This window comes from Pseudomonas parakoreensis (genome assembly GCF_021602155.1).
Classification (GTDB): Bacteria; Pseudomonadota; Gammaproteobacteria; order Pseudomonadales; family Pseudomonadaceae; genus Aquipseudomonas; species Aquipseudomonas parakoreensis.
The window spans coordinates 535,211-559,770 of the sequence record NZ_BQHY01000001.1; the positions used below are offsets into that span (position 1 = coordinate 535,211).

22 protein-coding genes are annotated in these 24,560 nt (G+C 61.1%); 10 read left to right on the plus strand and 12 right to left on the minus strand.

Translation table 11 applies throughout. The annotated features are described in order from the left end of the window. Nucleotides 1-11: 11 nt before the first annotated feature. Nucleotides 12-2,372, minus strand: coding sequence for a TonB-dependent receptor (locus tag L6D63_RS02315; protein WP_121183060.1), 2,361 nt, complete (start codon nt 2,370-2,372; stop codon nt 12-14). Nucleotides 2,373-2,537: 165 nt separating this feature from the next. Here L6D63_RS02315 and L6D63_RS02320 point away from each other — a divergent pair, with 165 nt between their 5' ends. Both L6D63_RS02320 and L6D63_RS02325 read left to right on the plus strand, forming a co-directional pair. Beyond that, nucleotides 2,538-3,482, plus strand: coding sequence for a LysR family transcriptional regulator (locus tag L6D63_RS02320; protein WP_131670858.1), 945 nt, complete (start codon nt 2,538-2,540; stop codon nt 3,480-3,482). Between the two features lie 213 nt (nt 3,483-3,695). Then, nucleotides 3,696-5,312 carry an alkaline phosphatase family protein gene (locus L6D63_RS02325; RefSeq protein ID WP_131670857.1) on the plus strand — a complete coding sequence of 539 codons (1,617 nt, stop codon included), beginning with the start codon at nt 3,696-3,698 and terminating at the stop codon, nt 5,310-5,312. Nucleotides 5,313-5,419: 107 nt separating this feature from the next. On the opposite strand, the gene L6D63_RS02330 is transcribed toward L6D63_RS02325, so the two are convergent. Further along, nucleotides 5,420-6,340 (minus strand): TauD/TfdA dioxygenase family protein, encoded by a 921-nt coding sequence (locus tag L6D63_RS02330; RefSeq protein WP_095667842.1) that lies wholly within the window; start codon nt 6,338-6,340, stop codon nt 5,420-5,422. A gap of 181 nt (nt 6,341-6,521) precedes the next feature. Between L6D63_RS02330 and L6D63_RS02335 the strand changes: the two genes are divergently transcribed. Further along, the gene (locus L6D63_RS02335) at nt 6,522-7,442 is read left to right on the plus strand and encodes a LysR family transcriptional regulator (RefSeq protein ID WP_236170263.1); all 921 of its coding nucleotides are present in this window, start codon (nt 6,522-6,524) and stop codon (nt 7,440-7,442) included. An 85-nt stretch (nt 7,443-7,527) separates the two neighbouring features. Here L6D63_RS02335 and L6D63_RS02340 read toward each other — a convergent pair whose 3' ends face one another. Beyond that, entirely contained in the window at nt 7,528-8,541 is a 1,014-nt protein-coding gene (locus L6D63_RS02340; RefSeq protein ID WP_047290776.1) for an ABC transporter substrate-binding protein, read from the minus strand. 397 nt (nt 8,542-8,938) lie between these two features. On the opposite strand from L6D63_RS02340, the gene L6D63_RS02345 reads away from it, so the two are divergent. The 3 genes from L6D63_RS02345 to L6D63_RS02355 are packed head-to-tail and all read left to right on the plus strand — an operon-like array spanning nt 8,939 to nt 12,974. Further along, the gene (locus L6D63_RS02345) at nt 8,939-10,537 is read left to right on the plus strand and encodes an ABC transporter permease (protein ID WP_131670856.1); all 1,599 of its coding nucleotides are present in this window, start codon (nt 8,939-8,941) and stop codon (nt 10,535-10,537) included. Beyond that, entirely contained in the window at nt 10,534-11,349 is an 816-nt protein-coding gene (locus L6D63_RS02350; protein WP_047290774.1) for an ABC transporter ATP-binding protein, read from the plus strand. The genes L6D63_RS02345 and L6D63_RS02350 overlap by 4 nt, the downstream gene beginning before the upstream one ends. A gap of 14 nt (nt 11,350-11,363) precedes the next feature. Further along, nucleotides 11,364-12,974, plus strand: coding sequence for an arylsulfatase (locus tag L6D63_RS02355; RefSeq protein ID WP_047290773.1), 1,611 nt, complete (start codon nt 11,364-11,366; stop codon nt 12,972-12,974). A 130-nt stretch (nt 12,975-13,104) separates the two neighbouring features. On the opposite strand, the gene L6D63_RS02360 is transcribed toward L6D63_RS02355, so the two are convergent. After that, nucleotides 13,105-14,178, minus strand: a complete 1,074-nt coding sequence (locus L6D63_RS02360) for a fatty acid desaturase (RefSeq protein ID WP_131670855.1) — start codon at nt 14,176-14,178, stop codon at nt 13,105-13,107. A 100-nt stretch (nt 14,179-14,278) separates the two neighbouring features. On the opposite strand from L6D63_RS02360, the gene L6D63_RS02365 reads away from it, so the two are divergent. Continuing rightward, a complete protein-coding gene (locus L6D63_RS02365) occupies nt 14,279-15,283 on the plus strand; it encodes an AraC family transcriptional regulator (RefSeq protein WP_047290771.1) in 1,005 nt (334 codons plus the stop codon). 131 nt (nt 15,284-15,414) lie between these two features. On the opposite strand, the gene L6D63_RS02370 is transcribed toward L6D63_RS02365, so the two are convergent. Continuing rightward, nucleotides 15,415-16,800, minus strand: coding sequence for a heavy metal sensor histidine kinase (locus L6D63_RS02370; RefSeq protein ID WP_131670854.1), 1,386 nt, complete (start codon nt 16,798-16,800; stop codon nt 15,415-15,417). Beyond that, a complete protein-coding gene (locus L6D63_RS02375) occupies nt 16,790-17,470 on the minus strand; it encodes a heavy metal response regulator transcription factor (protein WP_131670853.1) in 681 nt (226 codons plus the stop codon). The genes L6D63_RS02370 and L6D63_RS02375 overlap by 11 nt, the downstream gene beginning before the upstream one ends. A 136-nt stretch (nt 17,471-17,606) precedes the next feature. Here L6D63_RS02375 and L6D63_RS02380 point away from each other — a divergent pair, with 136 nt between their 5' ends. Together L6D63_RS02380 and uraH are read left to right on the plus strand one after the other, a co-directional pair. Next, nucleotides 17,607-18,092, plus strand: coding sequence for a GlcG/HbpS family heme-binding protein (locus tag L6D63_RS02380; protein WP_095667847.1), 486 nt, complete (start codon nt 17,607-17,609; stop codon nt 18,090-18,092). An 11-nt stretch (nt 18,093-18,103) separates the two neighbouring features. Next, nucleotides 18,104-18,514 carry a hydroxyisourate hydrolase gene (gene uraH, locus L6D63_RS02385; protein ID WP_047290767.1) on the plus strand — a complete coding sequence of 137 codons (411 nt, stop codon included), beginning with the start codon at nt 18,104-18,106 and terminating at the stop codon, nt 18,512-18,514. Between the two features lie 165 nt (nt 18,515-18,679). Here the strand turns inward: uraH and L6D63_RS02390 are convergent, their stop codons facing one another. Continuing rightward, complete coding sequence (locus L6D63_RS02390) at nt 18,680-19,357, minus strand: Crp/Fnr family transcriptional regulator (protein ID WP_095667849.1); 678 nt, start codon at nt 19,355-19,357, stop codon at nt 18,680-18,682. Nucleotides 19,358-19,442: 85 nt separating this feature from the next. Between L6D63_RS02390 and L6D63_RS02395 the strand changes: the two genes are divergently transcribed. Then, nucleotides 19,443-19,970 (plus strand): Mpo1 family 2-hydroxy fatty acid dioxygenase, encoded by a 528-nt coding sequence (locus L6D63_RS02395; protein WP_131670852.1) that lies wholly within the window; start codon nt 19,443-19,445, stop codon nt 19,968-19,970. 89 nt (nt 19,971-20,059) lie between these two features. On the opposite strand, the gene L6D63_RS02400 is transcribed toward L6D63_RS02395, so the two are convergent. The 5 genes from L6D63_RS02400 to oscA form a co-directional block, all read right to left on the minus strand. Then, on the minus strand, nt 20,060-21,049 hold the full coding sequence (locus tag L6D63_RS02400; protein ID WP_047290764.1) for a sulfate/molybdate ABC transporter ATP-binding protein: 990 nt from the start codon (nt 21,047-21,049) through the stop codon (nt 20,060-20,062). Between the two features lie 3 nt (nt 21,050-21,052). Continuing rightward, nucleotides 21,053-21,925 (minus strand): sulfate ABC transporter permease subunit CysW, encoded by an 873-nt coding sequence (cysW, locus tag L6D63_RS02405; RefSeq protein WP_007952817.1) that lies wholly within the window; start codon nt 21,923-21,925, stop codon nt 21,053-21,055. A gap of 13 nt (nt 21,926-21,938) precedes the next feature. Continuing rightward, nucleotides 21,939-22,757, minus strand: coding sequence for a sulfate ABC transporter permease subunit CysT (cysT, locus tag L6D63_RS02410; RefSeq protein WP_007952818.1), 819 nt, complete (start codon nt 22,755-22,757; stop codon nt 21,939-21,941). 229 nt (nt 22,758-22,986) lie between these two features. Further along, on the minus strand, nt 22,987-24,000 hold the full coding sequence (locus tag L6D63_RS02415; protein ID WP_047290763.1) for a sulfate ABC transporter substrate-binding protein: 1,014 nt from the start codon (nt 23,998-24,000) through the stop codon (nt 22,987-22,989). 145 nt (nt 24,001-24,145) lie between these two features. Then, complete coding sequence (oscA, locus tag L6D63_RS02420; RefSeq protein ID WP_039772974.1) at nt 24,146-24,328, minus strand: sulfur starvation response protein OscA; 183 nt, start codon at nt 24,326-24,328, stop codon at nt 24,146-24,148. Nucleotides 24,329-24,560: the final 232 nt, after the last annotated feature.

The window sequence follows — 24,560 nt, forward strand, 5'->3', positions numbered from 1 at the left end:
TGAATGACGGATCAGAAGTCGTAGCGACCGGTTACGCCGAGGGTGCGCGGCGTACCGAGCAGGCCTTCATAACCGCCGTTGCCCCCGGTCCACAGCGTCGTGTAATAGGTCTTGTCGAAGGCGTTCTTCAGCCACAGCGAAACGTCCCACTGGCCCTGATTGAAATCGCCACGCAGACCGGTGGACAGGTTGACCACGGCGTAGCTCGGGATCTGCCCGTAATCGGAATCCTCGACCGTGCCCACCGCTTTGGAGCGGAACGCGTAACTGCCGGTGACGTAAGGTTGCAGACCGTTGGCCAGATTCCATTCGTATTTGCCGTTGGCGTTGCCGATCCATTTCGACGCGCCAACCACCTGGTGGCCGCTGAGGTCGCAAGAGGCCGGTGCGCCGGGTGCCTGGCTGACTTCCGGCGGGCACGGTGCATCTTTGTACGAGAGATAGCTGACGTCGTTGTACGAGCCGTTGAAGTTCAGGGTCAGGCCGCGCAACGGGATCACCGTGCTTTCGAATTCGACGCCGCGTGAGCGCACCGAACCGGCGTTGGTCAGGTATTGCACGCGGTTGACGTCGTCGTAAGCGTTGGTCTGGTAGGCGTTGACCTGGGTCCAGAACACGTTGGCGTTGAGCTGCAAACGCCGGTCCCACAGCGTGCTTTTGAAGCCGAGTTCGGCGTTGGTGGCCCGTTCGGTGCCGATCAGCAGCGAGTCGGCGCCAGCGGTTGGCGCCGACCCCACCGCGAGGTTCACGCCACCGGATTTTTCCCCGTGGGACAGCGTGGCGTAACCGAGCAGGTCATCGGTGATGCGATAGCTGAGGTTGAGCAGTCCGGACGGGCTGGAGCTGTACTGATTCAGATCGCCGGAGTCGTAGGCACCCGTGCGTCCGCGTCGTGCGGTGGCCGCTGCGCCGGTAACCGTGGCGCCACCGACCGGCGCATCGCGGGTGACCCAGGCGTTCTTCTCTTCGTAGGTGCCACGCACCCCGGCAGTGAAGTCCAGGCGCTCGGTCAGGTGCCAGGTGCCTTGGGCGAACAGGGCGAAACTGTCGGTCTTGATGTGGCCGTTGCCGACACTGCCAACGTTGGCCAGCGCGCCGCGTGGCGTGCCGTTCCAGATATCGGCCTGCGGGCCGTAATAGGCGAAGGACTTATTGTCGAGATCCGAGCCGAAGTAGTACGCGCCGACCACGTAATCGAAGAACTCGCCCTTGGGCGAGGCGAGGCGAAATTCCTGCGAGTACTGTTTATCTTCGACAGAAACCCCGGCGTTGTAAGTCGCGGCGACGTTGAGACCGTCGTCGTTGGCCGGGGTGAAATTCCAGAAGCGATACGAGCTGATCGAGGTCAGGGTGAAATCGCTCGGCAGCGTCCAGTTGGCCTCCACCGACGTGCCGCCCTGATGCACGGTGACGTGCTGATCGTTGTCCAGATTGACCTTGCGGTGCGAGCCGTTGACCAGCGTCGCGCCGGCGGCATTCGCCCGCGACTGGTAGAGGTTGACGCCGTTGATGGTCGGCCCGGTGTTGTACAGCACGCGGGTGCCGGCGCTGGAATCCTCTTCGTTGTAGTCGCCGATCCAGCGCAGGTTGAAGTCTTCGTGGGGCTTGAACAGCAACTGCGCACGGAAGCCATCACGCGAGCCACCGTTCAGGTCATGACCGTTGTATTCGTTCTTGATGTCGCCGTCGCTGCGGGTGCGATAGGCCGAAAAACGTCCGGCCAGTTCATCGTTGAGCGGCCCGGAAATGGTGCCCTTGGTCTGGAAATAACCGTCTTCGCCAACCGAGGTTTCGATGCTGCGTTCCGGGGTAAAGGTCGGCGCACGGGTACTGATGTTGATCACCCCGGCGGTGGTGTTCTTGCCGAACAGCGTGCCCTGCGGCCCGCGCAGCACTTCGAGCTGTTCGATGTCCATCAGGTCGAACACCGCCATCCCCGGACGGCCCAGATAGACGTTGTCGATGTACAGACCGACGCTGCCTTCCAGACCGTCGCTGGCCGGGTTGTTGCCCAGGCCACGGATCGACACGCTGGACTGGCGCGCGTGCATGTAGGCGACGTTGACGCTGGGCACCAGTTGCTGCAAATCCTGAATCCGGTAGACCCGTTGCGTCTCCAGCGTCTGACCGCTGACCACGCTCATCGGCGTCGGCACGTCTTGCGAACTTTCTTCGCGACGGCGGGTGGTGACGGTCACGGTTTCCAGCTGCGAGCTGTTGGCCGCAGGCTTGCCGGCGGGAGCCGGCGGTGGGGTGTCGGCGTCGGCGGCGTAGCTCTGAGTCCAGCTGGCACTCCCCGCCAGCAACAGGGCCAGAGGCAGGCGTTTGAGCCGTCGTGGCGTTAAGGGTGACGCAAGGTTCAACGGACTCATGGCGCGGCTCCTGGTCAAAAAACACACAGACATCTTCAACGCTGCATATTCTTTTAAGTTATTTATTTATGGATTTACAAATATTTACTGCATAAGAGATTGCCTTTATAAGGAGTCGACCTAATGCATATCCAATGCATTTCCCGGATATTTTTTATGTGAAAAATGCATATCGACTTGCGCCAACTTCGACACTTCATCGCCCTCGCCGAACAACGCAGTTTCGTCGCCGGCGCGCAGGCGGTGAACCTGTCGCAGTCGGCGTTCAGCCGCAGCATCCAGGCGCTGGAGCACAGCGTCGGCTGTCAGTTGGTCGATCGCGGGCGCAAGGAATTACCGCCGACCAAGCAGGGTCAGGTGCTGCTCGAACATGCGCGGCGACTGGTCAGCGGCGCGCAGCAGATGGCCAACGAGATCAGTCAGTTCAATGGGCTGGAGGCGGGCGAATTGCGCTTCGGTTGCGACCCGGCGCCGGCAGCCGGATTGATCCCGCGCGCGATCGGCGCGTTCATCGGGCGCTACCCGAAAGCGCGGGTGCAATTTCAGGTCGATGACTGGCAGAGCCTGAGCAAACGCCTGCTCAGCGAAGAGTTCGAGTTCTTCGTCGCCGACACTCGCCACTTCGAAGCCGATCCGGATTACCTGACGTACCGTTTGCGGCCGCGCAAATGGCATTTCTGCTGCCGCGCCGGGCATCCATTAGCGGCATTCGAACGGGTTTCGGCCGAGCAATTGATGAGTTATCCACTGGCGGTGAGCCTTCGTCCGCCGAACCTGCGCAAGGTCATCGTCGACCTCAGCGGCCGACCGGATTTCACCCCCAATGTCGAATGCGAAAACAGCTCAAGCCTGCTCGGCGTGGTGCTGCGTTCGGATGCCATCGGCATCGTTGGCGCGTATTCCGACGCACTGCATCAGGTCAAGGGCGAACTGGTGTGTTTGCGGATCGAGGGTTTGGCCGATGACCTGGAGGAGCTGTACACCCGTTATGGGATTGTCAGTCGGGCGGGGTATCGGTTGTCGCCGCTGGCCGAAGCGATGATTGAGCAGATCAAGGCGATTGATGCGGTGGATGAGGAGGTTTGTTCACTCGAAAATTTAGCTGTCTGAGCTACCGCTATCGCTGGCAAGCCAGCTCCCACAAGTTCCGGGTGTTCACACCATTTTGGCTTGGCGCAAATCCTGTGGGAGCTGGCTTGCCAGCGATGGTGCCGAAACAGTCACCGATGCATCCACTGCATAAAACCCATTCCCCAAATGCACTTGCCGAACACCCCCGCCGAAAGCGACAACCCTCGCCTGTCTTTCTGACCGGTGAATCCCATGTCCAACCCGCAAAACCCCGTGCGCAACGTGCTGTACATCATGTGCGATCAACTGCGCCGCGATTACCTGTCCTGCTACGGCCATCCGCATCTGCATACACCGAACATCGATCGTCTGGCCGCCGCCGGCGTGCGCTTCAGCCGTGCTTACACCCAGGGCACGATCTGCGGGCCGTCGCGGATGTCGGCCTACACCGGGCGCTACGTCAGCAGCCATCAGGTCGCATGGAACGCCGTGCCGTTGCCGCTGGAAGAACTGACCATCGGTGATTATCTGCGCCCGCACGGCATTCGCACTGCGCTGGTCGGCAAAACCCACGCCACGGCCAATATCGATGCCCTGCAGCGTCTGGCGATAAACCCGGACAGCGCGCAAGCCGAAGTGCTCAACGAGGTCGGTTTCGAGCCGTACTTTCGCCACGACGGGATCTTCCCCGATGACCCGCTGTTCGACGACAAACGCGAATCCGCGCCCTACACCCATTACCTGCGCGAGCACGGTTTCGACGGGCGCAACCCCTGGCACGACTGGGCCAACGCTGCCGAAGGCGAGAACGGAGAAATCCTCAGCGGCTGGCACATGCGTCATGCGCATTTGCCAGCGCGAATTCCCGAGCAGTTCTCAGAGACTGTCTACACTACAAATCGAGCCATCGACTTCATCACCGAGCAAGGTGAGAAATCCTGGTGTTTACACCTCTCCTACATCAAACCGCACTGGCCCTATATCGTACCGGCACCATACCACGCCTTGTACAGTACGAAATCGATTCTCGAAGCGGTCCGCGCGACGCCCTCCGAAGCCAGCAAACACCCCGTATACACGGCGTTTCGCCAGCATGAGGAAAGTCTCAACTTCTCCCGTGATTCAGTACGATTGAATGTAATCCCCACCTACATGGGCCTGATCAAGCAAGTGGATGACCAGCTCGGTCGGCTGTTCGATTTTCTGCAGAGCAACGGTCGTTGGGATGACACGCTGATCGTGTTCACCAGCGATCACGGCGACTTTTTGGGCGACCACTGGCTGGGCGAGAAGGAGTTTTTGCTCGAACAAGCGGTGGGCGTGCCGTTGATCGTGCGCGACCCGCGTGCGGCGGCGGATATCACTCGCGGCACGGTGGACGAGCGACTCGCGGAAACCATTGATGCATTGCCGACGTTTCTCCAGGCCCTGGGTTTGCCGGGCGCCGAGCATCGGCTGGAGGGCCGCTCGCTGATCCCGCTGTTGCACGGCGAAAAACCTGATTGGCGCCGCTACGCCATCAGCGAATACGACTACGCCTTTCAGGCTCCGGCACGCGAGCGACTTGGCCAACCGATCGACCGTTGCCGCATGACCATGGTGCGCAGCGAGCGCTGGAAATACCTGGCGTACGACGGCTTCCGGCCGCAGTTGTTTGACCTGCTGAATGATCCGCAGGAGTTGCACGATTTGGGTGACGATCCGGCGTACGCGGCGGTGCGCGAGGAGCACGCGGGGCACCTGTTTGAATGGGTGCGCGGGTTGAAGCGGCGGACCACGATCAGTCATCAGGAGATTGATCTGCGTGGGCAGCGGTTTCGCTATGGCGAGCCGGAGAGCGAGAAGGTGGTGCAAATCGGTGTGTGGTAGTTAAAAGCATCGCTGGCAAGCCAGCTCCCACAGGTTTTGCGTTGTTCACATCCTTTGTGTCCGACACCAATCTCTGTGGGAGCTGGCTTGCCAGCGATGGAGCCTTATCAAACGCCGACGATATCCGCGCCTTTAATGGTCTGACTACGCTGCCCCGAAGCCCCAACCGGCACTTCCCCCTTGAGCGTCACCCGTCGCACGATGCGATCCTGGGTACCGTAATCATCAATCGCATAATGCTGCGTCGACCGGTTGTCCCAGATCGCCACATCACCAGCCTTCCAGCGCCAGCGCACGGTGTTTTCCTGACGAATCACATGGCTCTGCAACAAGCCGAACAGGTGCGCCGAATCGGCTTGCGAATAACCCTTGATGCGCTTGACGAAGTGCCCCAGCAGCAAGCTCTTCTCGCCGCTGATCGGGTGGACTCGCACTACCGGATGCTCGGTCTCGTAGACGGTCGAGGTGAAGATTTTGCGATAGCGCTCGAGCTTCTCCGCCGACACGTCTGGCTTGGCCCCGGCGTAGTCGTATTCGTTGCTGTGCACGGCGACCAGTTTGTCCGCCAGCTCGCGCAGCTCGCTCGGCAGTTCGTTGTAGGCGGTCGCGGTGTTGGCCCACAAGGTGTCGCCACCGAAGGCCGGGGCCACCACCGAGCGCAGGATCGAGGCTTTGGGGTAGGCGTCGACGAAGGTCACGTCGGTGTGCCAGGAGTTGGCGCGCTGGCCCTCGGCGCCGTCCAGTTCCAGCAGATAACGCGTGCCCTCACGCACCGGCACGGTCGGATGCGCCACGGGCTCGCCGAGCAGATGGGCGAAGGCTTCCTGGCGCTGATCGTCGAGCTGGGTCTGCTCGCGGAAGAACACCACCTTGTACTGGATCAGCGCCTGCTGAATGGCTTCGACGGTAGCGGCGTCCAATTCACCGGACAGGTGCACGCCCCGAATCTCGGCGCCGATACGGCCGGCCACCGGATGGATTTCCAGCGCGTGGACAGCGGGTTTTACAGCGAGTGCGGCATTGCTCATGGGTAGACCCTCATCGACTGCTTGCGGTTGGGCGACAGCGAAACATGGCTCTATCTATATTCCATTTACATCTAATAGATATTCACATGCTTCGTTGACGGAATAAGAGCTTGCATTTAAAACCTCAAGTAACCCTCGTCGCAAATGCCTTCGAGCTATTTTTAGGATGCCGGGAAAGCATATGGATCTTCGCCAGTTGCGCTACTTCATCGCCCTCAACGAACACCGCAGTTTTGTCCGTGCGGCGGACGCAATGGGCATCACTCAACCGGCGTTCAGCCGCAGCATCCAAGGGCTAGAGCAAGAGTTCGGCTGCGTGCTGGTGGATCGCGGCAACAAGGATCTGCGCCCCACCCCCGAAGGCCAGGTGGTGCTGCAACACGCCCTGACCCTGGTGCAGGGCGCAGCGTTGCTCAGCGCCGAAGTGACGCAAATGACCAAGCTTGATGCCGGAGAGCTGCACTTTGGTTGCGGCCCGGCGCCAGCGGTGAAACTGGTGCCGGATGCGGTGGCGCAATTCATCAACGCGCACCCGAAAGTACGCACCTGTTTTCAGGTGGATAACTGGGAAAAACTCAGCCGCGCGCTGAGCCGTGAAGAGATCGAATTCTTCATCGCCGACATCCGCCATTTCGAGGCCGATCCAAACTTCCAGACCCAGGCCCTGACGCCCAAACGCGGGGTGTTTTTCTGCCGGCCCGGGCACCCGCTGCTGGCCCAGGAAAGCCTGTCGACCAACGACATGTTCGACTACCCGCTGGCGACCACGCTGATCCCGCCAGGGATTCGCAAACTGCTGGCGAACCTCAGCGGCCGGATCGATTTTTCGCCGACCATCGAGACCGAGCATTTCCCGGCGCTGGTGAAAGTGGTGCTGCAATCCAATGCGATTGGCGTCGGCACGGAAGAGGCGTTCGTCGAAGACATTGCCCAAGGTTCACTGGCGCTGCTGCACTGGCGCAACCTGCCGCAGAATCTGGAGAGCATGAATGCGCGCTGCGGGATTGTCAGTCGTACCGGGTTTCGCCTGTCGCCCGCAGCAAGAGCGATGATCGAGACGTTGGTGGCGGTGGATAAACAGGAAATCAGCGTCGCGGTTTGAAGATCAAAAGATCGCAGCCTTCGGCAGCTCCTACATGGGAATGCGTTCTCCTGCAGGCGTTGCCGAAGGCTGCGATCTTGTGATTTTAAAGCTTGGCCGCCGCCAGTTCAGGCGCCACCCAATCGCTGACCTTGAACGGTTTGCGGATCAGTTTCTGCTGCGCCGCCAGATCCACCGAGTCCTGTAATTTGCCGAGGAACACCGGGTCCAGCGTTGACGGGAACACTTCGCTGAGTTTCTGATCCTGCAGGTCCTGGGTCAGGATCAGCGGTGGATAACTCGCCAGCCCCGACACCAGTTGCACGTAGGCATCCTTGTTGTTGTCCTGGGTCAGCCAATCCACGGCTTGTTGCTGCGCCTTGAGCAGCTTCGCCACGACCTGCGGATGCTCGTCGACAAACTTGCCGGTGCCCACCAGCACTGACTGCACACTGCCGGCCCCGCCCAGATCCTTGGTGTTCAGCGGCAATTCCGCCAGCCCCTTGGCTTGCAGAGCCGTCAGCCCGGAACTGCCCCACGATGCGTCGATCTGTTTAGCCGCCAATGCCGCGACCGCTGCGTTGAAGTCGAGGTTGATCACCTTCAGATCCTTTTCGCTCAGGCCCTGACTGGCCAGCGCCGCATCAAACGACAACTGCGTGGCGGTGCCACGAAAGATCGCCACGCGCTTGCCCTTGAGATCCTGCAAAGTCTTGATCCCCGAACCCGGCACCACGCCCAGATATTGCTTCACCCCGCGCGCACTGGCGCTGAGCAAGCGTGTGTCGAGGCCGTTGGACTTGCCGATGATCGCCGCCAGGTCGCCCAGATACGCCAGATCGACCTGACCGTTGGCAAACGCCTCGTTGATCACCGGTCCGGCGCCCTTAAAGAAGCTCCATTGAATCTTGATGCCCTGATCGGCGAAAGCTTTTTCGAAGATCTGCCGATCACGCAGCACATCCACCACACCGCCGCCGCTGTGCTGGGTGCCGGCGCTCAGGTCAGGCACAGCGATCCGGATTTCCTTGAGCTCGTCGGCCTGCGCGGTAAACGCCAGCAGGCCCGCCAGTGCCGGAATGGCAAACAGACTGAAAACTCGTTTGAAGGGAAGGTTCATGGATGTAGCTCCTTGATCACGACAGGCGTTGAGGAGCCGAAAGTAGGCCGAAGCGTGACCTTCGCTTAAATACTATAAATGCACATTTTTATAGCTATTAACGCTAAGCAAGCAACAGCACGGGCTTCAGCGGCGTATGCATTAACAGCATCGAAAATATTCTTCGAATGCATTGGATGCGCGATGTTCTGGAAGCCTTAAATGGCGCTGCTTATCTCCAAATTCAATATTTTTGATTTCGCTTATAACAATTTATTTATAGCTAATACCACTGGAGATCGCAGCCTTCGGCAGCTCCTACAGGAGCGAATTCACGGACGCGTCCCCCTGCAGGAGCTGCCGAAGGCTGCGATCTTTTGATCTTGCTCCCGATCCAACCCGACAACGGAGGTCACCCATGGCCCGTGATTCCCTGCTCAGCCTGCCGCTGCCCGCGCCGCCCCTGAAACGTCATCGGACGTGGCCAAGCCTCAACCAACGCCTGTTGCCCTGGCTGCTGCCAGTCAGCCTGTTCGCTCTGTGGTGGCTGGCCGCGCGCAATCAATGGATGAGCGAACAGATTCTGCCGGCGCCATCGCTGGTGTGGAACAGCGCCATCGAGCTGTCCCAGGGCGAGCTGTGGAGTCATTTGTGGATCAGCCTGCAACGCCTGCTCCGGGGCTTGCTGGCCGGCATCTGCGCGGGTGCGGTGCTGGGGGCCGCACTGGGTTTCAGCCGGCGCCTCGAACGGTTGGTGTTTCCGACCTTCGCCGGTCTGGCACAGGTGCCAACGCTGGCGTGGATTCCGCTGTTCATGGTGTTTTTCGGCATCGGCGAAGTGTTGAAACTGGTGGTGCTGATCAAGGCCATCGTGGTGCCGGTGACCCTGCACACCTTGGTCGGCGTTCGAGATGCGCAACCGAAACTGCGCGAAGCCGCCGCCGTGTTGCGCCTGCCGTCGTACTTGCTGATCCGGCGTCTGGTGCTGCCCGCCGCACTGCCAGCGTTCATGGCCGGCGTACGCCTGGCCCTGGCCGCTGGCTGGACGTCCTTGCTGGCGGTGGAGCTGTTGGCGTCCAGCGAAGGCATCGGTTACCTGATGGTCTGGGCACGGCAACTGTTCATGCTCGACATCGTGTTCGTGTGCATCGTGGTTATCGGTGTGCTCGGCGTGGCGATGGATCGCGGCATCGGTTTTCTCGACCGCAAACTGGTGCACTGGCCGCACCCGGCCACCGCAGAAATCCGCGGTGGCCCGCGCTATGAAGGCTGGCAGCGGCTGCAACCGTGGCTGTTGCCGCTGAGCCTGATCGGTTTGTGGCAAGTGGCGAGCGATCAGCAATGGGTCGATGCGAACATCCTGGTCAGCCCGTTCGCGGTGCTGGAAACAACAAAAAACGGTTTGCTCGACGGCACGCTGATCAGCGGCATGGCCTTGAGTCTCGGTCGTACCCTTGGCGGCTTGCTGCTGGGCGGCGGACTCGGTTTCGCCCTCGGCTTGCTGCTGGGGCTTTCACGCACCAGCGAACGACTGCTCGGCCCGACCCTCGCCGCCCTGCGGCAGATTGCGATTTTCGCCTGGGTGCCGATGCTCACCGCGTGGTTCGGTTTGGGTGAATTGGCGAAGTGGGTGTTCGTCGCCCTCGCCGCGTTCTTTCCGTTGTTCATCGCCACTCAGCGTAGCGTCGCCAGTCTCTCGCCACACCTGAATGAAGTCGCGCAGGTACTGCGCCTGAGCCTCGGCCAGCGCCTGCGCCGTCTGGTGCTGCCGGGCGCGGCGCCGGGGATTTTTGCCGGGCTGCGCCTGAGTCTGATCTACGCCTGGCTCGGCACCATCGGCGCCGAATACTTCATGCCGTCCAACGGCGGCATCGGCAGCCAGATGATCGGCGCCCAACAACTGCTGCGCATGGACCTGATCATGGCCGGAATGCTGCTGGTCGGCCTCACCGGCGCCCTGCTCAACCTCATCGGCCAACGCCTGGAAATTCGCGCCACTCGCTGGAGACACGCATGAACGCACCGATTGTCAGCTTCACCCACGTAGGCAAATCCTTCGACGTCGACGGTTTCGAACTGGAGGCGATTCGTGAATTCAACCTCGACATCGCCGAGGGCGAATTCGTCGCCATCGTCGGGTCCAGCGGTTGCGGCAAATCCACCTTGCTGCGCTTGCTGGTGGGTCTGGATACGCAGTTTCGCGGGCAGATCAGCGTCGATGGCAAAGCCGTCAGCGGCATCGGTAGCGAGCGCGGCATCGTATTTCAGGAGCATCGACTGTTCCCTTGGCTGACGGTGGCCGACAACATCGGTCTCGGTCTGGTCAACGAACCACTGAGCGCCGCCGAAAAGCAGCAGCGCATCAACGATTTCATTGAGCTGGTCGGCCTGCGCGATTTCACCCGGGCCTATCCGCACCAGCTCTCCGGCGGCATGGCGCAGCGCGTGGCGATTGCTCGCGGACTGGTCGCCAGCCCACGGATTCTGCTGCTCGACGAACCCTTCGGCGCACTCGATGCGCTGACCCGCCAGCAGATGCAGGACGAACTGCTGGCGATCCGCGACCGGGCAAAAATCACCACGATTCTGGTCACCCACGACGTCGAGGAAGCGATCTTCCTCGCCGACCGCGTGGTGGTAATGGAGCCGCGTCCGGGACGGATCAAGCAGGTGGTCGACATCGCCTTGCCGCATCCACGTCAGCGCAGCAGTTTCGACTTCCATCAGTTGCGTGAAGAACTGCTGCACGAACTGACCAGTGACGACCATTACCAACCGAGCCTGCCGGTGCAGATCCGCGATCTGCCGCTGTCGTTCATTGCCTATTGAGAGGAGCTGTATCGATGCCGCAACGCCCCAACTTTCTGGTGATTCTGGCCGACGATCTCGGCTTTTCCGATATCGGCGCCTTCGGTGGCGAAATCGCCACGCCGAACCTCGACGCGCTGGCCAACAATGGCCTGCGCCTGACCGATTTCCACACCGCGCCGACCTGCTCGCCAACGCGTTCGATGCTGCTGACCGGCACCGACCACCACATCGCCGGCATCGGCACCATGGCCGAAGCGTTGACCCCGGAGTTGATCGGCAAACCGGGTTATGAGGGCTACTTGAATGACCGCGTGGTCGCCCTGCCCGAGCTGCTGCGCGAGGCCGGTTATCAGACCCTGATGAGCGGCAAATGGCACCTCGGCCTGACGGCTGAGCTGGCGCCGCAGGCCCGTGGTTTCGAGCGTTCGTTTTCGCTGCTGCCGGGGGCGGCCAACCATTACGGTTTTGAACCGACCTACGACGAACACACCCCGGGCCTGCTGAAATCGACGCCAGCGCTGTACATCGAAGACGACACCTTTATCGATGAGCTGCCCAAGGATTTCTACTCGTCGGACGCCTTTGGCGACAAGCTGCTGCAGTATCTCAAGGAGCGCGATCAGAGCCGGCCATTCTTCGCTTATCTGCCCTTCTCCGCACCGCACTGGCCGTTGCAGGCACCGGCCGAGGTAGTCGAAAAATACCGTGGCCGCTATGACGCCGGTCCCGAAGTCCTGCGTCTGGAACGCCTGGAAAAACTCAAGGCGCTGGGCCTAATCGAGCCGGATGTCGAGCCGCATCCGCTGATTCAACTGAATGCACAATGGGCTGCGCTGAGCGCTGAGCAACGACAGATTTCCGCGCGAGCCATGGAGGTTTACGCGGCGATGGTCGAGCGCATGGACTGGAACATTGGCCGGGTGGTCGATTACCTGCGCCAGCAGGGCCAACTCGATAACACCTTCATCCTGTTCATGTCCGATAACGGCGCCGAGGGTGCGCTACTGGAAGCGTTCCCCAAGTTCGGCCCGGAACTGCTGACGTACCTCAACCAGCATTACGACAACAGCCTCGACAACATCGGACGTGCCAATTCCTACGTCTGGTACGGACCGAGCTGGGCGCAGGTGGCGACCGCGCCGTCACGGCTGTTCAAGGCGTTCACCACCGAAGGCGGGATTCGCGTACCGGCGCTGCTGCACTATCCGCAATTGCCAATCAAAGGGCAGATCAGCCACGGTTTCGGTACGGTGATGGACATCACCCCGACGATTCTCGATCTGGCCGGTGTGCGCCATCCGGGCAAGCAATGGCACGGCAAACCGGTGGCGCCGCTGCGCGGCAAATCATGGCTGGGCTTTTTGTCTGGCGAGACGGCGCAGGTGCATGACGAGCACACCGTCACCGGCTGGGAATTGTTTGGCCGCCGGGCGATTCGCCAAGGGTCGTGGAAGGCGGTGTGGATCCCCGGGCCGGTGGGGCCGGCGACCTGGCAGCTGTATGACTTGAGCAGTGATCCGGGGGAAATTCATGATCTGGCGTCGAGTCAGCCGGACAAGCTCAACACCTTGATCGGGCATTGGCAGAAATATGTGGAGGAGACCGGGGTGATTCTGAGTGCTTCGCCGTTTCAGCCGGACTGAAACGGCCAGAACCACCGCTATCGCTGGCAAGCCAGCTCCCCCAAGGCTCAATGTCGTTCACAAATCCTTTGAATGACACTGAAACCTGTGGGAGCTGGCTTGCCAGCGATGAGGCCCTCAAACTCAGCTATCAAGCCCGGGCAGTGCGCACCTCTTCCTGCACCACCTCATCCCTGCGAACAAACCGGTTAGCCCGCCCAAACGTGCCGAAATCATTGAACCGCACGCCCATCTCACGCATCACCTTGTGCGCCACCGGCACAGTCATCTGCCGGATGTAAAACGGTTCCTTCACCACGAAATGATGAATGCCGTGGCTGCTGCCGAAGTTGAAGCAGAACGCCTGCAGCGGCCACAGCCACCACGGATTGAGCACTTGGCATTGCTGCAGCACGTTGCCCGCCTCGATGTCGCCGTAGTAATGCATGTTCGAGCTGATGAAGTGCAGGCAAAAGGTGCGCAGCACGTTCGGGCCGATGATCACCACTGCCGCGATGTCGATCACCTGCATCACTGACAACGTGGTCGCCGACCATTCGATCGGCGAACCCACGAGGTAAGCCACGCCATTTGCCGCGTGGAAGCCGAGAAACACGTACCACGCGCCCCAGTGCAGCAGCGCCAGTGGCGCATAGACTTTCAGGGTGCGTTTGATGATGTTGATTTTGTGGGCCCAGGTCTTGGCCCGCAGCATGCGGATGAACGCCGACATGACGTTGTCGCCGACCATCAGCAATCGCGCAAAACCCCATGGTTCGCCGTTGGTGATTGCGCGCTCTTCCATGTCGGTTTCAGTGCCGGACACCTTATGGTGATTGAGGTGCAGATGGCGACGGATCCACGGATTGATCGTGCTCGGCCGCGCCAGCCACACCAGGCCCATCATCAGGTTGTGCGGCACGCGCTGCTTGCGGAAATACATGCTGTGGATCAGGTCGTGCTCCAGCTCGTGGGTCAGGGAGGCGAAAAACGCGTTGAGCAACAGACACACCCACCACGCCATGTGGCCAGTGACGTACAGCGTCGCCGAACCGATCATCCCGACCAGGGCAAAAGCCAGAATCCCCGCACCGAGAGCGTCCTGATGCTGCAGGATCGGGTAGCGCTCACGCAGTTCGACGCCTTTGGCCAGCACCACTTCGCGAATATGCGCTGATCGCTGGGCAGCATTGTGTCGCTGGGGACTTGCAGAAGTACGGTCCATGCTTCCATCCTCTGTTTATTGATGTTCGCATCCTGCCCTGCGAACGCTTTATTGATGGTAGCCGTGAACGCCAACCTGTTGACCGGAAGCGCCAATCAGCATGAAGGAACCGACCTCACTCGCCAGCTGGACCCGTGCCTTGCGCAAGCAACTCGATGCGCTGGGGCTGGACAGTATCGGCCTGTGCCAACAGGCCGGGCTCGACCCACAGTTGATGGACGACCCGAACGCGCGTTATCCGTTGTCCGGCACCACGCGCCTGTGGCAACTGGCGGTGCAGTTCAGCGGGGATCCGGCGATCGGTCTGCGAGTGTCGCGGTTCGTCAGCCCGACCACGTTCCATGCGCTCGGTTACGCGCTGGTGGCCAGCGGCAGCCTGCGTGAGGTGTTCGAGCGCATCGTGCGTTATCACCCGGTGGTCAGCGATGCGCTGGAGCTGGAGCTGAGCCGCAGCGACGACCGTTACCTGTTTCGTCTGAAGATTCCGTCAGGCAATCCGGCGCCGGCTTTCGAAGCCATCGACGCGTTTGCCGCGATCTATGTGCGCACCTGCCGCAATCGCCTCGGTCGCGACTACGCACCGCTGGCGGTCTACCTGCGCCGCCCGGAACCCTCCGATGCACATCAATGGCACAAAGTGTTCCGCGCCCCGGTGCATTTTTCCTGCGCCGAGGATCGCCTGGAGTTCTCCCTTACCGACTTCGACAGCCACCTCGACGACGCCAACCCGGAACTGGCCGAACACAACGAAGCGGTGCTCAAGCGCACCCTGGCCCAGCTCCAACCGCTGACCTGGGAGCGCAAGGTGCGCGACGCCATCGAAGAGCAACTGCCTGAAGGCGAACCTAGCGCCGAACGCATCGCCCAGGCCTTGCACCTGAGCCTGCGCAGCCTGCAACGGCACTTGGCGGATGAGGGCTGTCGCTTCGACACGCTGCTCAACGAGAGCCGCGAAAACCTTGCGCTGCTGCACCTGCGCGATCCGCAATGTTCGTTGAGTGAAGTCAGTTACCTGCTGGGATTTGCCGACACCAGCAGCTTCAGCCGCGCGTTCAAGCGCTGGACGGGAATGACGCCGGGGCAGTTTCGCGATCAGTTGCGCTGATTGATCCGGAATGTGTGCTGAACCTACTGGCCTCTTCGCGGGCAAGCCCGCTCCCACAGTGTCCGTGTCGTACTCAAAGCTCATGTACGCCCGATATCCTGTGGGAGCGGGCTTGCCCGCGAAGGCGCCCGTCAGACAACCTCAAAACCCAGCTCGAACACCGTACCTGCAGCATCACTGCTCACCCGCACCCGCCCGCCATGCAACTGCATGATCGACTGCACAATCGCCAGCCCCAGCCCACCCGAATCTCCAGGCTGCGCCCGAGAAGGGTCGACGCGATAGAAGCGGTCGAACAGTTTGCCCAGATGTTCTGGCGCAATCACCGGGCCGTGGTTGTGTACCTGCAACCAACACACACCCGCCTCATCACGGCGGCGCAGGCTGATCGGCGTGCCTTCATCGGCGTGGCGCACCGCGTTGGCCAGCAGATTACCCAGGGCGCGTTGCAGCAGTTGCTGGTCGGCCAACAGTTCGCCGTGCAGCTGGTTTTCCAGGCGCAACTGACGATCATCGGCCAAGGCTTCGAAGTAGTCGCACAGCTCGCTGCCGAGGCTGTGCAGATCCAGGGTTTGCAAGTCGAGCGCGCGCTCCGCCTGTTCGGCGCGGGCGAGGAACATCAGGTTTTCGGCCATGCGCTTGAGGCGTTCGAATTCTTCCATGTTCGAGGCCAGCAGCTCCTGATACTCCGCCGTGCTGCGCGGATGGTTCAGCGCCTGACCGTTGCTGGCGAGCAAGGTGTGCAAAGGCGTGCGGATCTCATGGGCCAGATCGGCCGAAAACTGCGACAGCCGCTGCACGCTGTGGTCCAGCCGCGCGAGCATGCCGTTGAGCGCCTGCACCGGTTCGAGCAGTTCGGCGGGGGTGCCGCTGGCGGGCAGACGCTGGTCGAGGCTGCGCAGATCAATGCCGCGCACCGCCGCGCTTAACTGGCGCAACGGTTGCAGGCCACGGCGCAGCAGCACCAGCCCCAGCGCGAACGCCAGCAACGCACCGAGCCCGACGGCCAAGTACAGGCGCAAGCGATAACTGGCGAGCATCTGTTCCCGTTCAGTGAGCACCTTGCCGGCGATCACCGTCAGCGGCTCGCCGTTCGGCCCTTGAGCGTCACCGGACAACAGCGCCAGCTCGGCGCCGTCCGGCGCCTGCCAGGTCAGCACATCGCGACGCTGCGGCGTTTGCTCGCGTGCGATTGCGTTCAATGGCGGCAACTCACGCTGGCGCGGATTGATCGCGATCACGTTCGAGCCATCGGCGCGCCGCACCAGCAACAGGCTGTCGAGGTTACCGAGCATGTTCTGATAGAGACGTGGCCGCGCCTGTAAAGCGCCGAGGCTATCGCTGTCGGCGAGCAAGGCGCGCACTTGCTCCAGGCGGCCAAGCAACGCCAGATCATCCCGGTAGGCGATCTCCGAGTCGAGCGAGCGGTAGAGAAACACACCGATCGCACTCAACACCAACGCGCAGACCACGGCGAACGCCAGCGCCAGACGCCAGGCGATCGACCTAGACCGCATCGTCGGGCGCCTCCAGCTGATAGCCGACGCCGCGCACGGTGTGAATCAGTTTCGGCATGAACGGGTCATCGACCTTGGCCCGCAGGCGGCGCACCGCGACTTCGACCATGTTGGTGTCGCTGTCGAAATTGAGGTTCCACACCTGCGAGGCGATCAGCGTGCGCGACAGCACTTCGCCCTGGCGACTGGCGAGCAGTTGCAGCAGGGCGAATTCCTTGTTGGTCAGGGCAATGCGCTGGCCGCCGCGACTGACTCGACGCCGCAGCACGTCGATTTCCAGATCGGCGATGCTGTAGGACTCGGCCTCGCGCAATGGCCCGCGGCGCAGCAGCGTACGCACCCGCGCGAGCAACTCGGCGAAGGCGAAGGGTTTGAGCAGATAGTCGTCGGCGCCGAGTTCGAGGCCGCGTACGCGGTCTTCGATGGCATCCTTGGCGGTCAGGAACAACACCGGCGTGGCGCCGCGCTGGCGGATCAGTTGCAGCAATTGCCAGCCATTGAGGCCCGGCAGCATCACGTCGAGGATGATCAGGTCGTAGGCCTGCTGCTCGATGAAATAGCGCCCATCGAGGCCATTGAGCGCCACGTCCACGGCAAACCCCGATTCGCCCAGGCCCTTGGCCAGGAAATTCGCGGTTTTGGCTTCATCTTCTACGACCAGCAAACGCATGGCACACCTCGATTGATCAGGCACACAGGCTAGGCGCCTTCGACGGCGTTGCCCATTACAAACTTGTAATCCGACTGACGGAGTTCTGACGAAGACCGCCGATTAAGGTGACGACCTTAGCTTTTGGAGCCTGTCCATGACCGTCAAATACCTTGCAGCCAGCCTCGCCCTCGGCCTCAGCGCCAGCGCTTTCGCCGCCCCTGAACTGCCGCGTCACGCTGACATCGACCTGAAAACCGCACGCCTGCTGGCCGACAACGCACTGAGCAATTGCACCGCGACGGTATCGGTGCTCGACCGTGGCGGCAACGTGCTGGTGACCCTGCGCGGCGACGGCATCGGCCCGCACAATACCGCGGCCAGCCAGCGCAAGGCTTACACCGCGCTGTCGACGAAAACCCCGACCCGGCTGTTCGCCGAGCGCGCCCGCAGCAACCCGGAAACCGCCAACCTCAACACCCTCGACGAGCTGTTGTTGCTCGGCGGCGGGATTCCGTTGTTCGCCGGCAATGAGTTGGTCGGCGCCATGGGCGTGGCCGGTTCCGGCGGCGGCGAGCAGGACGAAAACTGTGCCATCAAGGCCGCCGAAAAGGCCGGCCTGACCCTTACCCGTTCCCAATAAGGAGACTGACCATGACCACCCTGCGCATGACCTTCGCCGCACTCGGCCTGAGTGCCTTCTCCGGCCTGGCGCTGGCCGCCGGCAATCCACTGAGCGTGCACGTGCTCAACCTGGAAAACGGCCTGCCCTCGCCGGGCGTCAATGTGACGCTGGAAAAACACGTCGGCCAGAACTGGCAGCCACTGGCCCAGGGCACCACCAACGAGCAGGGACGCATCGCCGAACTGTTCCCGGCCAAACAGCCTTTCGAAGCGGGCGAATACCGGGTGGTGTTCAAGACCGGCGAGTATTTCGAGAAGAACAAGCGCGAGACGTTTTTCCCGGAGATCCCGGTGATTTTCCAGGTGAAGCAGACTGACCAGCACTACCACATCCCGTTGCTGCTCAGCCCTTACGGTTTCTCGACCTATCGCGGCTCGTAAGCCACACTCCTGCAGGTTCTGTGGTTTGCCTCAAAGATCATGGATAGTTGAGAACCCTGTGGGAGCTGGCTTGCCAGCGATGGCATCAGTTCAGCAAGCATGCATGTCGACTGATGCACCGCAATCGCTGGCAAGCCAGCTCCCACAGTGGAATGGTGTGAGTTTTCAGACAGTGGCGACGGCGCGCAATCGCTCGGCATCGAGAATCTCGATCTCGCCATACCCCAACCCGATAATCCCCTGCCCCTGTAAATCTTTGAGGATCTGATTGGTAGTCTGGCGTGACAGCGAGAGCATCGACGCCAGCTGTTCCTGAGGCAATTGCAGGACCCGGCGTGGCGCATCGATTTCACCGTAGCCCTCGGCGATCATCAGCAATCGATGCGCCAGGCGAGCCGGGGCCGGCAGCAGGCTCAACTGTTCGAGGTTGATAAAGGTCAAGCGCAGTTTGTGGCTCATCAGCAATGCCAGATGGCGCCAGTACACCGGTTGTTCATCGAGGATTTTCAGCAGCGTGGCCTGCGGGATATTCAGCAGCGTGCACGGCCCGACTGCATACGCATCGTGAGTGCGTGGCTGACCGTCGAACAGGCAGATTTCGCCGAACCAGTGCGGTGCCTCCACCAGGCTCAGCAACGCCTCCTTGCCCTGCTCGCTCACCGCGCCGATGCGAATCGCGCCGTCGAGAACCGCGTACAACCCGCAGGGCGGATCACCGCGCTGGAACAAGCGCTGCCCCGCCGTCAGCCGCCGCTCCCGGGCCGCCGCCAGCAGACTATCCTGAAAGGATGTCGGCAGATGACTGAACCATTGCCCGGTCATCAGCCGTGAACGCTTATCCATCATGATCACTCCCAACTGTCGCCTGCCTGACAGAGCGAACACCGAACCCGAGGCATGCTGCACGCACCCTACAGGAGGAACAACAATGAAAAGCCTCGTCGACCATCTCAGTCAATACGCCGCCTACCACCGCGACCCGCGCAACATCGCCAGCCACTTTATCGGCATTCCGCTGATCGTGGTGGCGGTGGCCGTTTTATTGTCGCGACCAGCGTGGTCACTGGGCGGCTTGTGGATCTCTCCGACGGTGCTCTTGGCGCTGGCCTCGGCATGGTTTTATCTGCGCCTGGAAGTGAAACTCGGCGTGTTGATGACGGTGCTGATGGGCCTGTCGGTCTGGGCCGGACATGCATTGGCGCAGCAGAGCACGATGGTCTGGCTCAGCAGCGGGCTGGCGATGTTTGTGATTGGCTGGGTGATCCAGTTTGTCGGGCACCACTACGAGGGGCGTAAACCGGCGTTTGTCGATGATGTCAGCGGGTTGATTGTCGGGCCGCTGTTTGTCGTGGCCGAAGTGGCGTTCATGCTGGGAATGCGCCACGAGTTGAAAGCTCAGATCGAGGCGCGGGCGGGGGTGGTGCGGGTCAATCCGAATCGCAATGCGGCGGCTTAGGCCGCTTTAAAAGATCGCAGCCTGCGGCAGCTCCTACAGGAGAAACGCATTCCAATGTAGGAGCTGCCGCAGGCTGCGATCTTTTGACTTTAGAGGCTGGCGACTTTCTGCCAGACCTTCGGCTTGAAGAACAGGGTTTCACCCTTGGCCAGACCGATCAGGCTGTCGTGATCCTTCACCACTTCGGCCTCGATCAGGTCCGTTTGCCCTTCCACCTTCAACGTCACCCGTGTGGTCGCGCCCAGCGGCCGGATATCGCGCACTTCAGCGGCGTGGTGATCTTCCAGCTCATGTTTGGACAACGACACTTCGTGCGGACGGAACAGCACGTGGTTGTCGTCGCTGAGCAACAAGCGGTTGGAGTCGCCGAGGAAGTGATAAACGAAGTCGCTGGCCGGGTTTTCGTAGACGTCACCCGGTGAGCCGATCTGTTCGATCACGCCTTTGTTCATCACCACGATGCGATCGGCGACTTCCATCGCTTCTTCCTGGTCGTGGGTCACGAATACCGACGTCAGGTTGATGTCTTCGTGCAGGCGCGCCAGCCAGCGACGCAGCTCTTTACGCACCTTGGCGTCGAGGGCGCCGAACGGTTCGTCGAGCAGCAGCACTTTCGGCTCCACCGCCAGAGCACGAGCCAGGGCGATACGCTGACGCTGGCCGCCGGACAGTTGCTCCGGGTAGCGATCGGCCAACCAGTCCAGCTGCACCATGTTCAGCAGTTCGTGGACCTTGGTCGCGATCTGGCTTTCGCTCGGGCGCTGGTTTTTCGGTTTCATGCGCAGGCCGAACGCGACGTTGTCGAACACCGTCATGTGCCGGAACAGCGCGTAGTGCTGGAACACGAAACCGACGTTGCGATCACGCACGTCGTGGCCGGAGACGTCTTCGCCGTGAAAGACGATGTTGCCCTGATCCGGAGTTTCCAGGCCGGCGATGATCCGCAGCAGCGTGGTCTTGCCGCAGCCGGACGGGCCGAGCAGCGCCACCAGTTCACCGCTCTGAATGTCCAGGCTGATGTTGTCCAGCGCCTTGAACGCATTGAAATTCTTGCTGACGTTACGCACTTCGATCGACATGAATTATTCCTCCGCGGCGCTGGCGCGCAGGCGGTTGATACGGTTTTCGCTCCACTGCTTGAGCAGCAGGATGAAGAGCGCCAGGATCAGCAACAGGCTCGCCACGGCGAACGCGGCCACGTGGTTGTATTCGTTGTAGAGGATCTCGACGTGCAGCGGCAAGGTGTTGGTCACCCCGCGAATGTGCCCGGAGACCACCGACACCGCACCGAACTCACCCATGGCCCGCGCGGTACACAACACCACGCCATAGATCAGGCCCCATTTGATGTTGGGCACGGTGACGTGCCAGAACATCTGCCAGCCGTTGGCGCCAAGCAGCCGCGCGGCCTCCTCTTCCTGCGTGCCTTGTTCCTGCATCAGCGGGATCAGTTCACGGGCCACGAACGGCACGGTGACGAAGATCGTCGCCAGCACGATGCCCGGCAGGGCGAAGACGATCTGGATGTCGTGATCCTGCAGCCACGGCCCGAACAGGCCCTGCGCACCGAACATCAGCACGTAGACCAGACCTGCGATCACCGGCGACACCGAGAACGGCAGGTCGATCAGCGTCACCAGCATGCTCTTGCCGCGGAACGAGTATTTGCTCACGCACCACGCGGCGCTGACGCCAAACACCAGGTTCAGCGGTACCGAAATCAGCACGGCGATCACCGTGAGTTTCAGCGCCGACAAGGCGTCCGGTTCAAAGATCGCGGTGAAGAATGCGCCGAGGCCGTTCTTCAGACCTTGCGAGACCACGATGAACAGCGGCAGTACCAGAAACAGGAAAAAGATCAGCCAGCCAAGGCCGATCAGGATTCTGCGCGAAGTGGCACTGCCACGCCGCGCAGCGTTGGCCGAGGACGCGGCCGCAATAGACGATTGGGACATGGTTCGCGCCTCCTTATGGGGTTTCGATGCGCCGCTGCAACAGGTTGATCAGCAGCAACAGGACGAAGGAAACCACCAGCATCAGCACGCCGATGGACGTGGCACCGGTGTAATCGTACTGGTCGAGTTTGACCATGATCAGCAGCGGCAGGATCTCGGTTTTCATTGGCATGTTGCCGGCGATGAAAATCACCGAACCGTACTCGCCGACACCCCGGGCAAAGGCCAGGGCAAATCCGGTCAGCCACGCTGGCAACAGCGCTGGCAGGAGGATATGGCGGAACACCTGCAACGGTTTCGCACCGAGGCACGCGGCAGCTTCTTCGACTTCACGGGGAATGTCAGCCAGTACCGGCTGCACCGTGCGCACCACGAACGGCAGGGTCACGAAAGTCAGCGCCAGGGTGATGCCCAACGGGGTGTAGGCGATCTTGAAACCGAGGTCGGCGGCAAACTGGCCAACCAGCCCGGTCGGGGTGTACAGCGCGGTCAGGGCAATACCGGCCACCGCCGTCGGCAGGGCGAACGGCAGGTCGATCATCGCGTCGATGACCTTGCGCCCCGGGAAGGTGTAGCGCACCAGCACCCAGGCCAGCAGCGTGCCGATGATGCCGTTGATGATCGCGGCACACAGCGCGGTGCCGAAGCTCAGCTTCAGAGCAGCCAGCACGCGCGGTGCGGAGATGATCGTCCAGAACTGATCCCAGGTGAGTTGGGCGGCGTGGACGAACATCGCCGCCAGCGGGATAAGCACAATCAGGCTGAGGTACACCAAGGTGTAACCCAGCGTCAGCCCGAAGCCGGGTATGACGGGGGATATACGACGCGACATAAAAGTCCCTGGTTGAAAACGCATCAATGTGGCAGCGAGCCCTGTGGTGAGGGGATTTATCCCCGACCGACTGCGAAGCAGTCGCAAAACCAGAGTTCGCGGTAGATTTGATTCACCGCAAAGGTCGGCGTTGGGGCTGCTGCGCAACCCATCGGGGATGAATCCCCTCACCACAAAGGCTCACTCCCACATCTCAAGTGCCTGAACTTCAGGCTCATTGTGGGTCAGATTACTGCGCCTGGTAGATCTGGTCGAACACGCCACCGTCGTTGAAGAATTTCGGCTGTGCGGATTTCCAGCCGCCGAAGTCCTTGTCGATGGTCACCAGCTCCAGTTTCGGGAACTGCTGGGCGTACTTCGCCGCCACGTCCTTGTCACGCGGACGGTAGAAGTTCTTCGCGGCGATCTCCTGACCGGCCGGGCTGTACAGGTGCTTCAAATAAGCTTCAGCGATCTGCTCGTTGCCTTTTTTCTCGGCGTTCTTGTCGACCACCGCCACCGGTGGCTCGGCAAGGATCGACAGCGACGGCACGACGATGTCGAACTTGTCAGCGCCGCCGTCTTCTTTCAATGCCAGGAACGCCTCGTTTTCCCAGGCCAGCAACACGTCACCCTGACCGTTGTTGACGAAGGTGATGGTCGAGCCACGAGCGCCGGTGTCCAGTACCGGAACGTGCTTGAACAGGGTCTGCACGTACTCTTTGGCTTTTTCTTCGCTGCCGCCGTTGGCTTTCAGGCCGTAGGCCCACGCGGCGAGGAAGTTCCAGCGCGCACCGCCGGAGGTTTTCGGGTTCGGGGTGATCACCGAAACGTCGTTCTTGATCAGGTCGCCCCAGTCCTTGATGCCTTTCGGGTTGCCCTTGCGCACCAGGAACACGATGGTCGAGGTGTACGGGGTGCTGGCATCCGGCAGACGCTTCTGCCAGTCGGCAGGCAGAGTCTTGCCAAGCTTTGCGATTTCGTCGATGTCGCCGGCCAGCGCCAGGGTCACCACGTCGGCGCGCAAACCGTCGATCACCGCACGGCCCTGCTTGCCAGATCCGCCATGGGATTGCTGGATTTTCACGGTGTCGCCGGCGTGATCTTTCTGCCAGAACTTGATGAATTCGGCGTTGTAGTCTTGATACAGCTCGCGCGTCGGGTCGTACGACACATTGAGCAGTTCGTAATCCTTGGCAACTGCAGAACCGGCAAACACGGCGCTGGCCAGGGCGGCCAAAGCGTAACGGCGAATCGACGACATGGTGAAAGCTCCTGGAATTCTTGGTGGTGGCTTTTTCTTATGTATTTCGGAAATCGGGGTGCCGGTTCAAAGGTCGCAGCCTGCGGCAGCTCCTACACAGCCCCCTGTAGGAGCTGCCGCAGGCTGCGATCTTTTGATCTTCAAATCAGCTCGGTTTGTTACCCGGCTGCTGCAGACGGAATTTCTCTTTGCGTTCGATCTGCACAACCTGGGCGTTGTGCACAGTGATCTCCACCGCGCCGAAACGCAGATCGCGCAGGGCGCTCTGGATTTCCCGCAAGATGGTGCTTTCGTCCTGACCGTCAACGCTGCGAAGGGATGCGCTCATGGTGCTGCTCCTTTGAATGGGATATGCCTGGCAGTGGGCGGCACTGCGTTCGGCGTGGGAGCAATATAAGAGAGCTGCGGATATTCTTAAAAAGACTATTTAAGAATGTTTATATAACTGGAAAACATTATCTGACGGGCCGAGGGTTTGCGCGGTGTTCACTGAGTTTGAAGACTGTATGAAACCCTGTGGCGAGGGGATTCATCCCCGATGGACTGCGTAGCAGTCCCTG

Excerpts from the sequence above, each read along its gene's own strand:
- L6D63_RS02350 (WP_047290774.1), top strand. The coding sequence starts at position 10,534 with ATGAACGCACCGATTGTCAGCTTCACCCACGTAGGCAAATCCTTCGAC.
- L6D63_RS02400 (WP_047290764.1), bottom strand. The coding sequence starts at position 21,049 with ATGTCGATCGAAGTGCGTAACGTCAGCAAGAATTTCAATGCGTTCAAG.
- L6D63_RS02390 (WP_095667849.1), bottom strand. The coding sequence starts at position 19,357 with ATGGATAAGCGTTCACGGCTGATGACCGGGCAATGGTTCAGTCATCTG.
- L6D63_RS02320 (WP_131670858.1), top strand. The coding sequence starts at position 2,538 with ATGCATATCGACTTGCGCCAACTTCGACACTTCATCGCCCTCGCCGAA.
- cysT (WP_007952818.1), bottom strand. The coding sequence starts at position 22,757 with ATGTCGCGTCGTATATCCCCCGTCATACCCGGCTTCGGGCTGACGCTG.
- L6D63_RS02375 (WP_131670853.1), bottom strand. The coding sequence starts at position 17,470 with ATGCGTTTGCTGGTCGTAGAAGATGAAGCCAAAACCGCGAATTTCCTG.
- L6D63_RS02330 (WP_095667842.1), bottom strand. The coding sequence starts at position 6,340 with ATGAGCAATGCCGCACTCGCTGTAAAACCCGCTGTCCACGCGCTGGAA.
- cysW (WP_007952817.1), bottom strand. The coding sequence starts at position 21,925 with ATGTCCCAATCGTCTATTGCGGCCGCGTCCTCGGCCAACGCTGCGCGG.
- oscA (WP_039772974.1), bottom strand. The coding sequence starts at position 24,328 with ATGAGCGCATCCCTTCGCAGCGTTGACGGTCAGGACGAAAGCACCATC.
- L6D63_RS02355 (WP_047290773.1), top strand. The coding sequence starts at position 11,364 with ATGCCGCAACGCCCCAACTTTCTGGTGATTCTGGCCGACGATCTCGGC.
- L6D63_RS02315 (WP_121183060.1), bottom strand. The coding sequence starts at position 2,372 with ATGAGTCCGTTGAACCTTGCGTCACCCTTAACGCCACGACGGCTCAAA.
- L6D63_RS02335 (WP_236170263.1), top strand. The coding sequence starts at position 6,522 with ATGGATCTTCGCCAGTTGCGCTACTTCATCGCCCTCAACGAACACCGC.
- L6D63_RS02395 (WP_131670852.1), top strand. The coding sequence starts at position 19,443 with ATGAAAAGCCTCGTCGACCATCTCAGTCAATACGCCGCCTACCACCGC.
- L6D63_RS02365 (WP_047290771.1), top strand. The coding sequence starts at position 14,279 with ATGAAGGAACCGACCTCACTCGCCAGCTGGACCCGTGCCTTGCGCAAG.
- L6D63_RS02380 (WP_095667847.1), top strand. The coding sequence starts at position 17,607 with ATGACCGTCAAATACCTTGCAGCCAGCCTCGCCCTCGGCCTCAGCGCC.
- L6D63_RS02360 (WP_131670855.1), bottom strand. The coding sequence starts at position 14,178 with ATGGACCGTACTTCTGCAAGTCCCCAGCGACACAATGCTGCCCAGCGA.
- uraH (WP_047290767.1), top strand. The coding sequence starts at position 18,104 with ATGACCACCCTGCGCATGACCTTCGCCGCACTCGGCCTGAGTGCCTTC.
- L6D63_RS02325 (WP_131670857.1), top strand. The coding sequence starts at position 3,696 with ATGTCCAACCCGCAAAACCCCGTGCGCAACGTGCTGTACATCATGTGC.
- L6D63_RS02345 (WP_131670856.1), top strand. The coding sequence starts at position 8,939 with ATGGCCCGTGATTCCCTGCTCAGCCTGCCGCTGCCCGCGCCGCCCCTG.
- L6D63_RS02370 (WP_131670854.1), bottom strand. The coding sequence starts at position 16,800 with ATGCGGTCTAGGTCGATCGCCTGGCGTCTGGCGCTGGCGTTCGCCGTG.
- L6D63_RS02415 (WP_047290763.1), bottom strand. The coding sequence starts at position 24,000 with ATGTCGTCGATTCGCCGTTACGCTTTGGCCGCCCTGGCCAGCGCCGTG.
- L6D63_RS02340 (WP_047290776.1), bottom strand. The coding sequence starts at position 8,541 with ATGAACCTTCCCTTCAAACGAGTTTTCAGTCTGTTTGCCATTCCGGCA.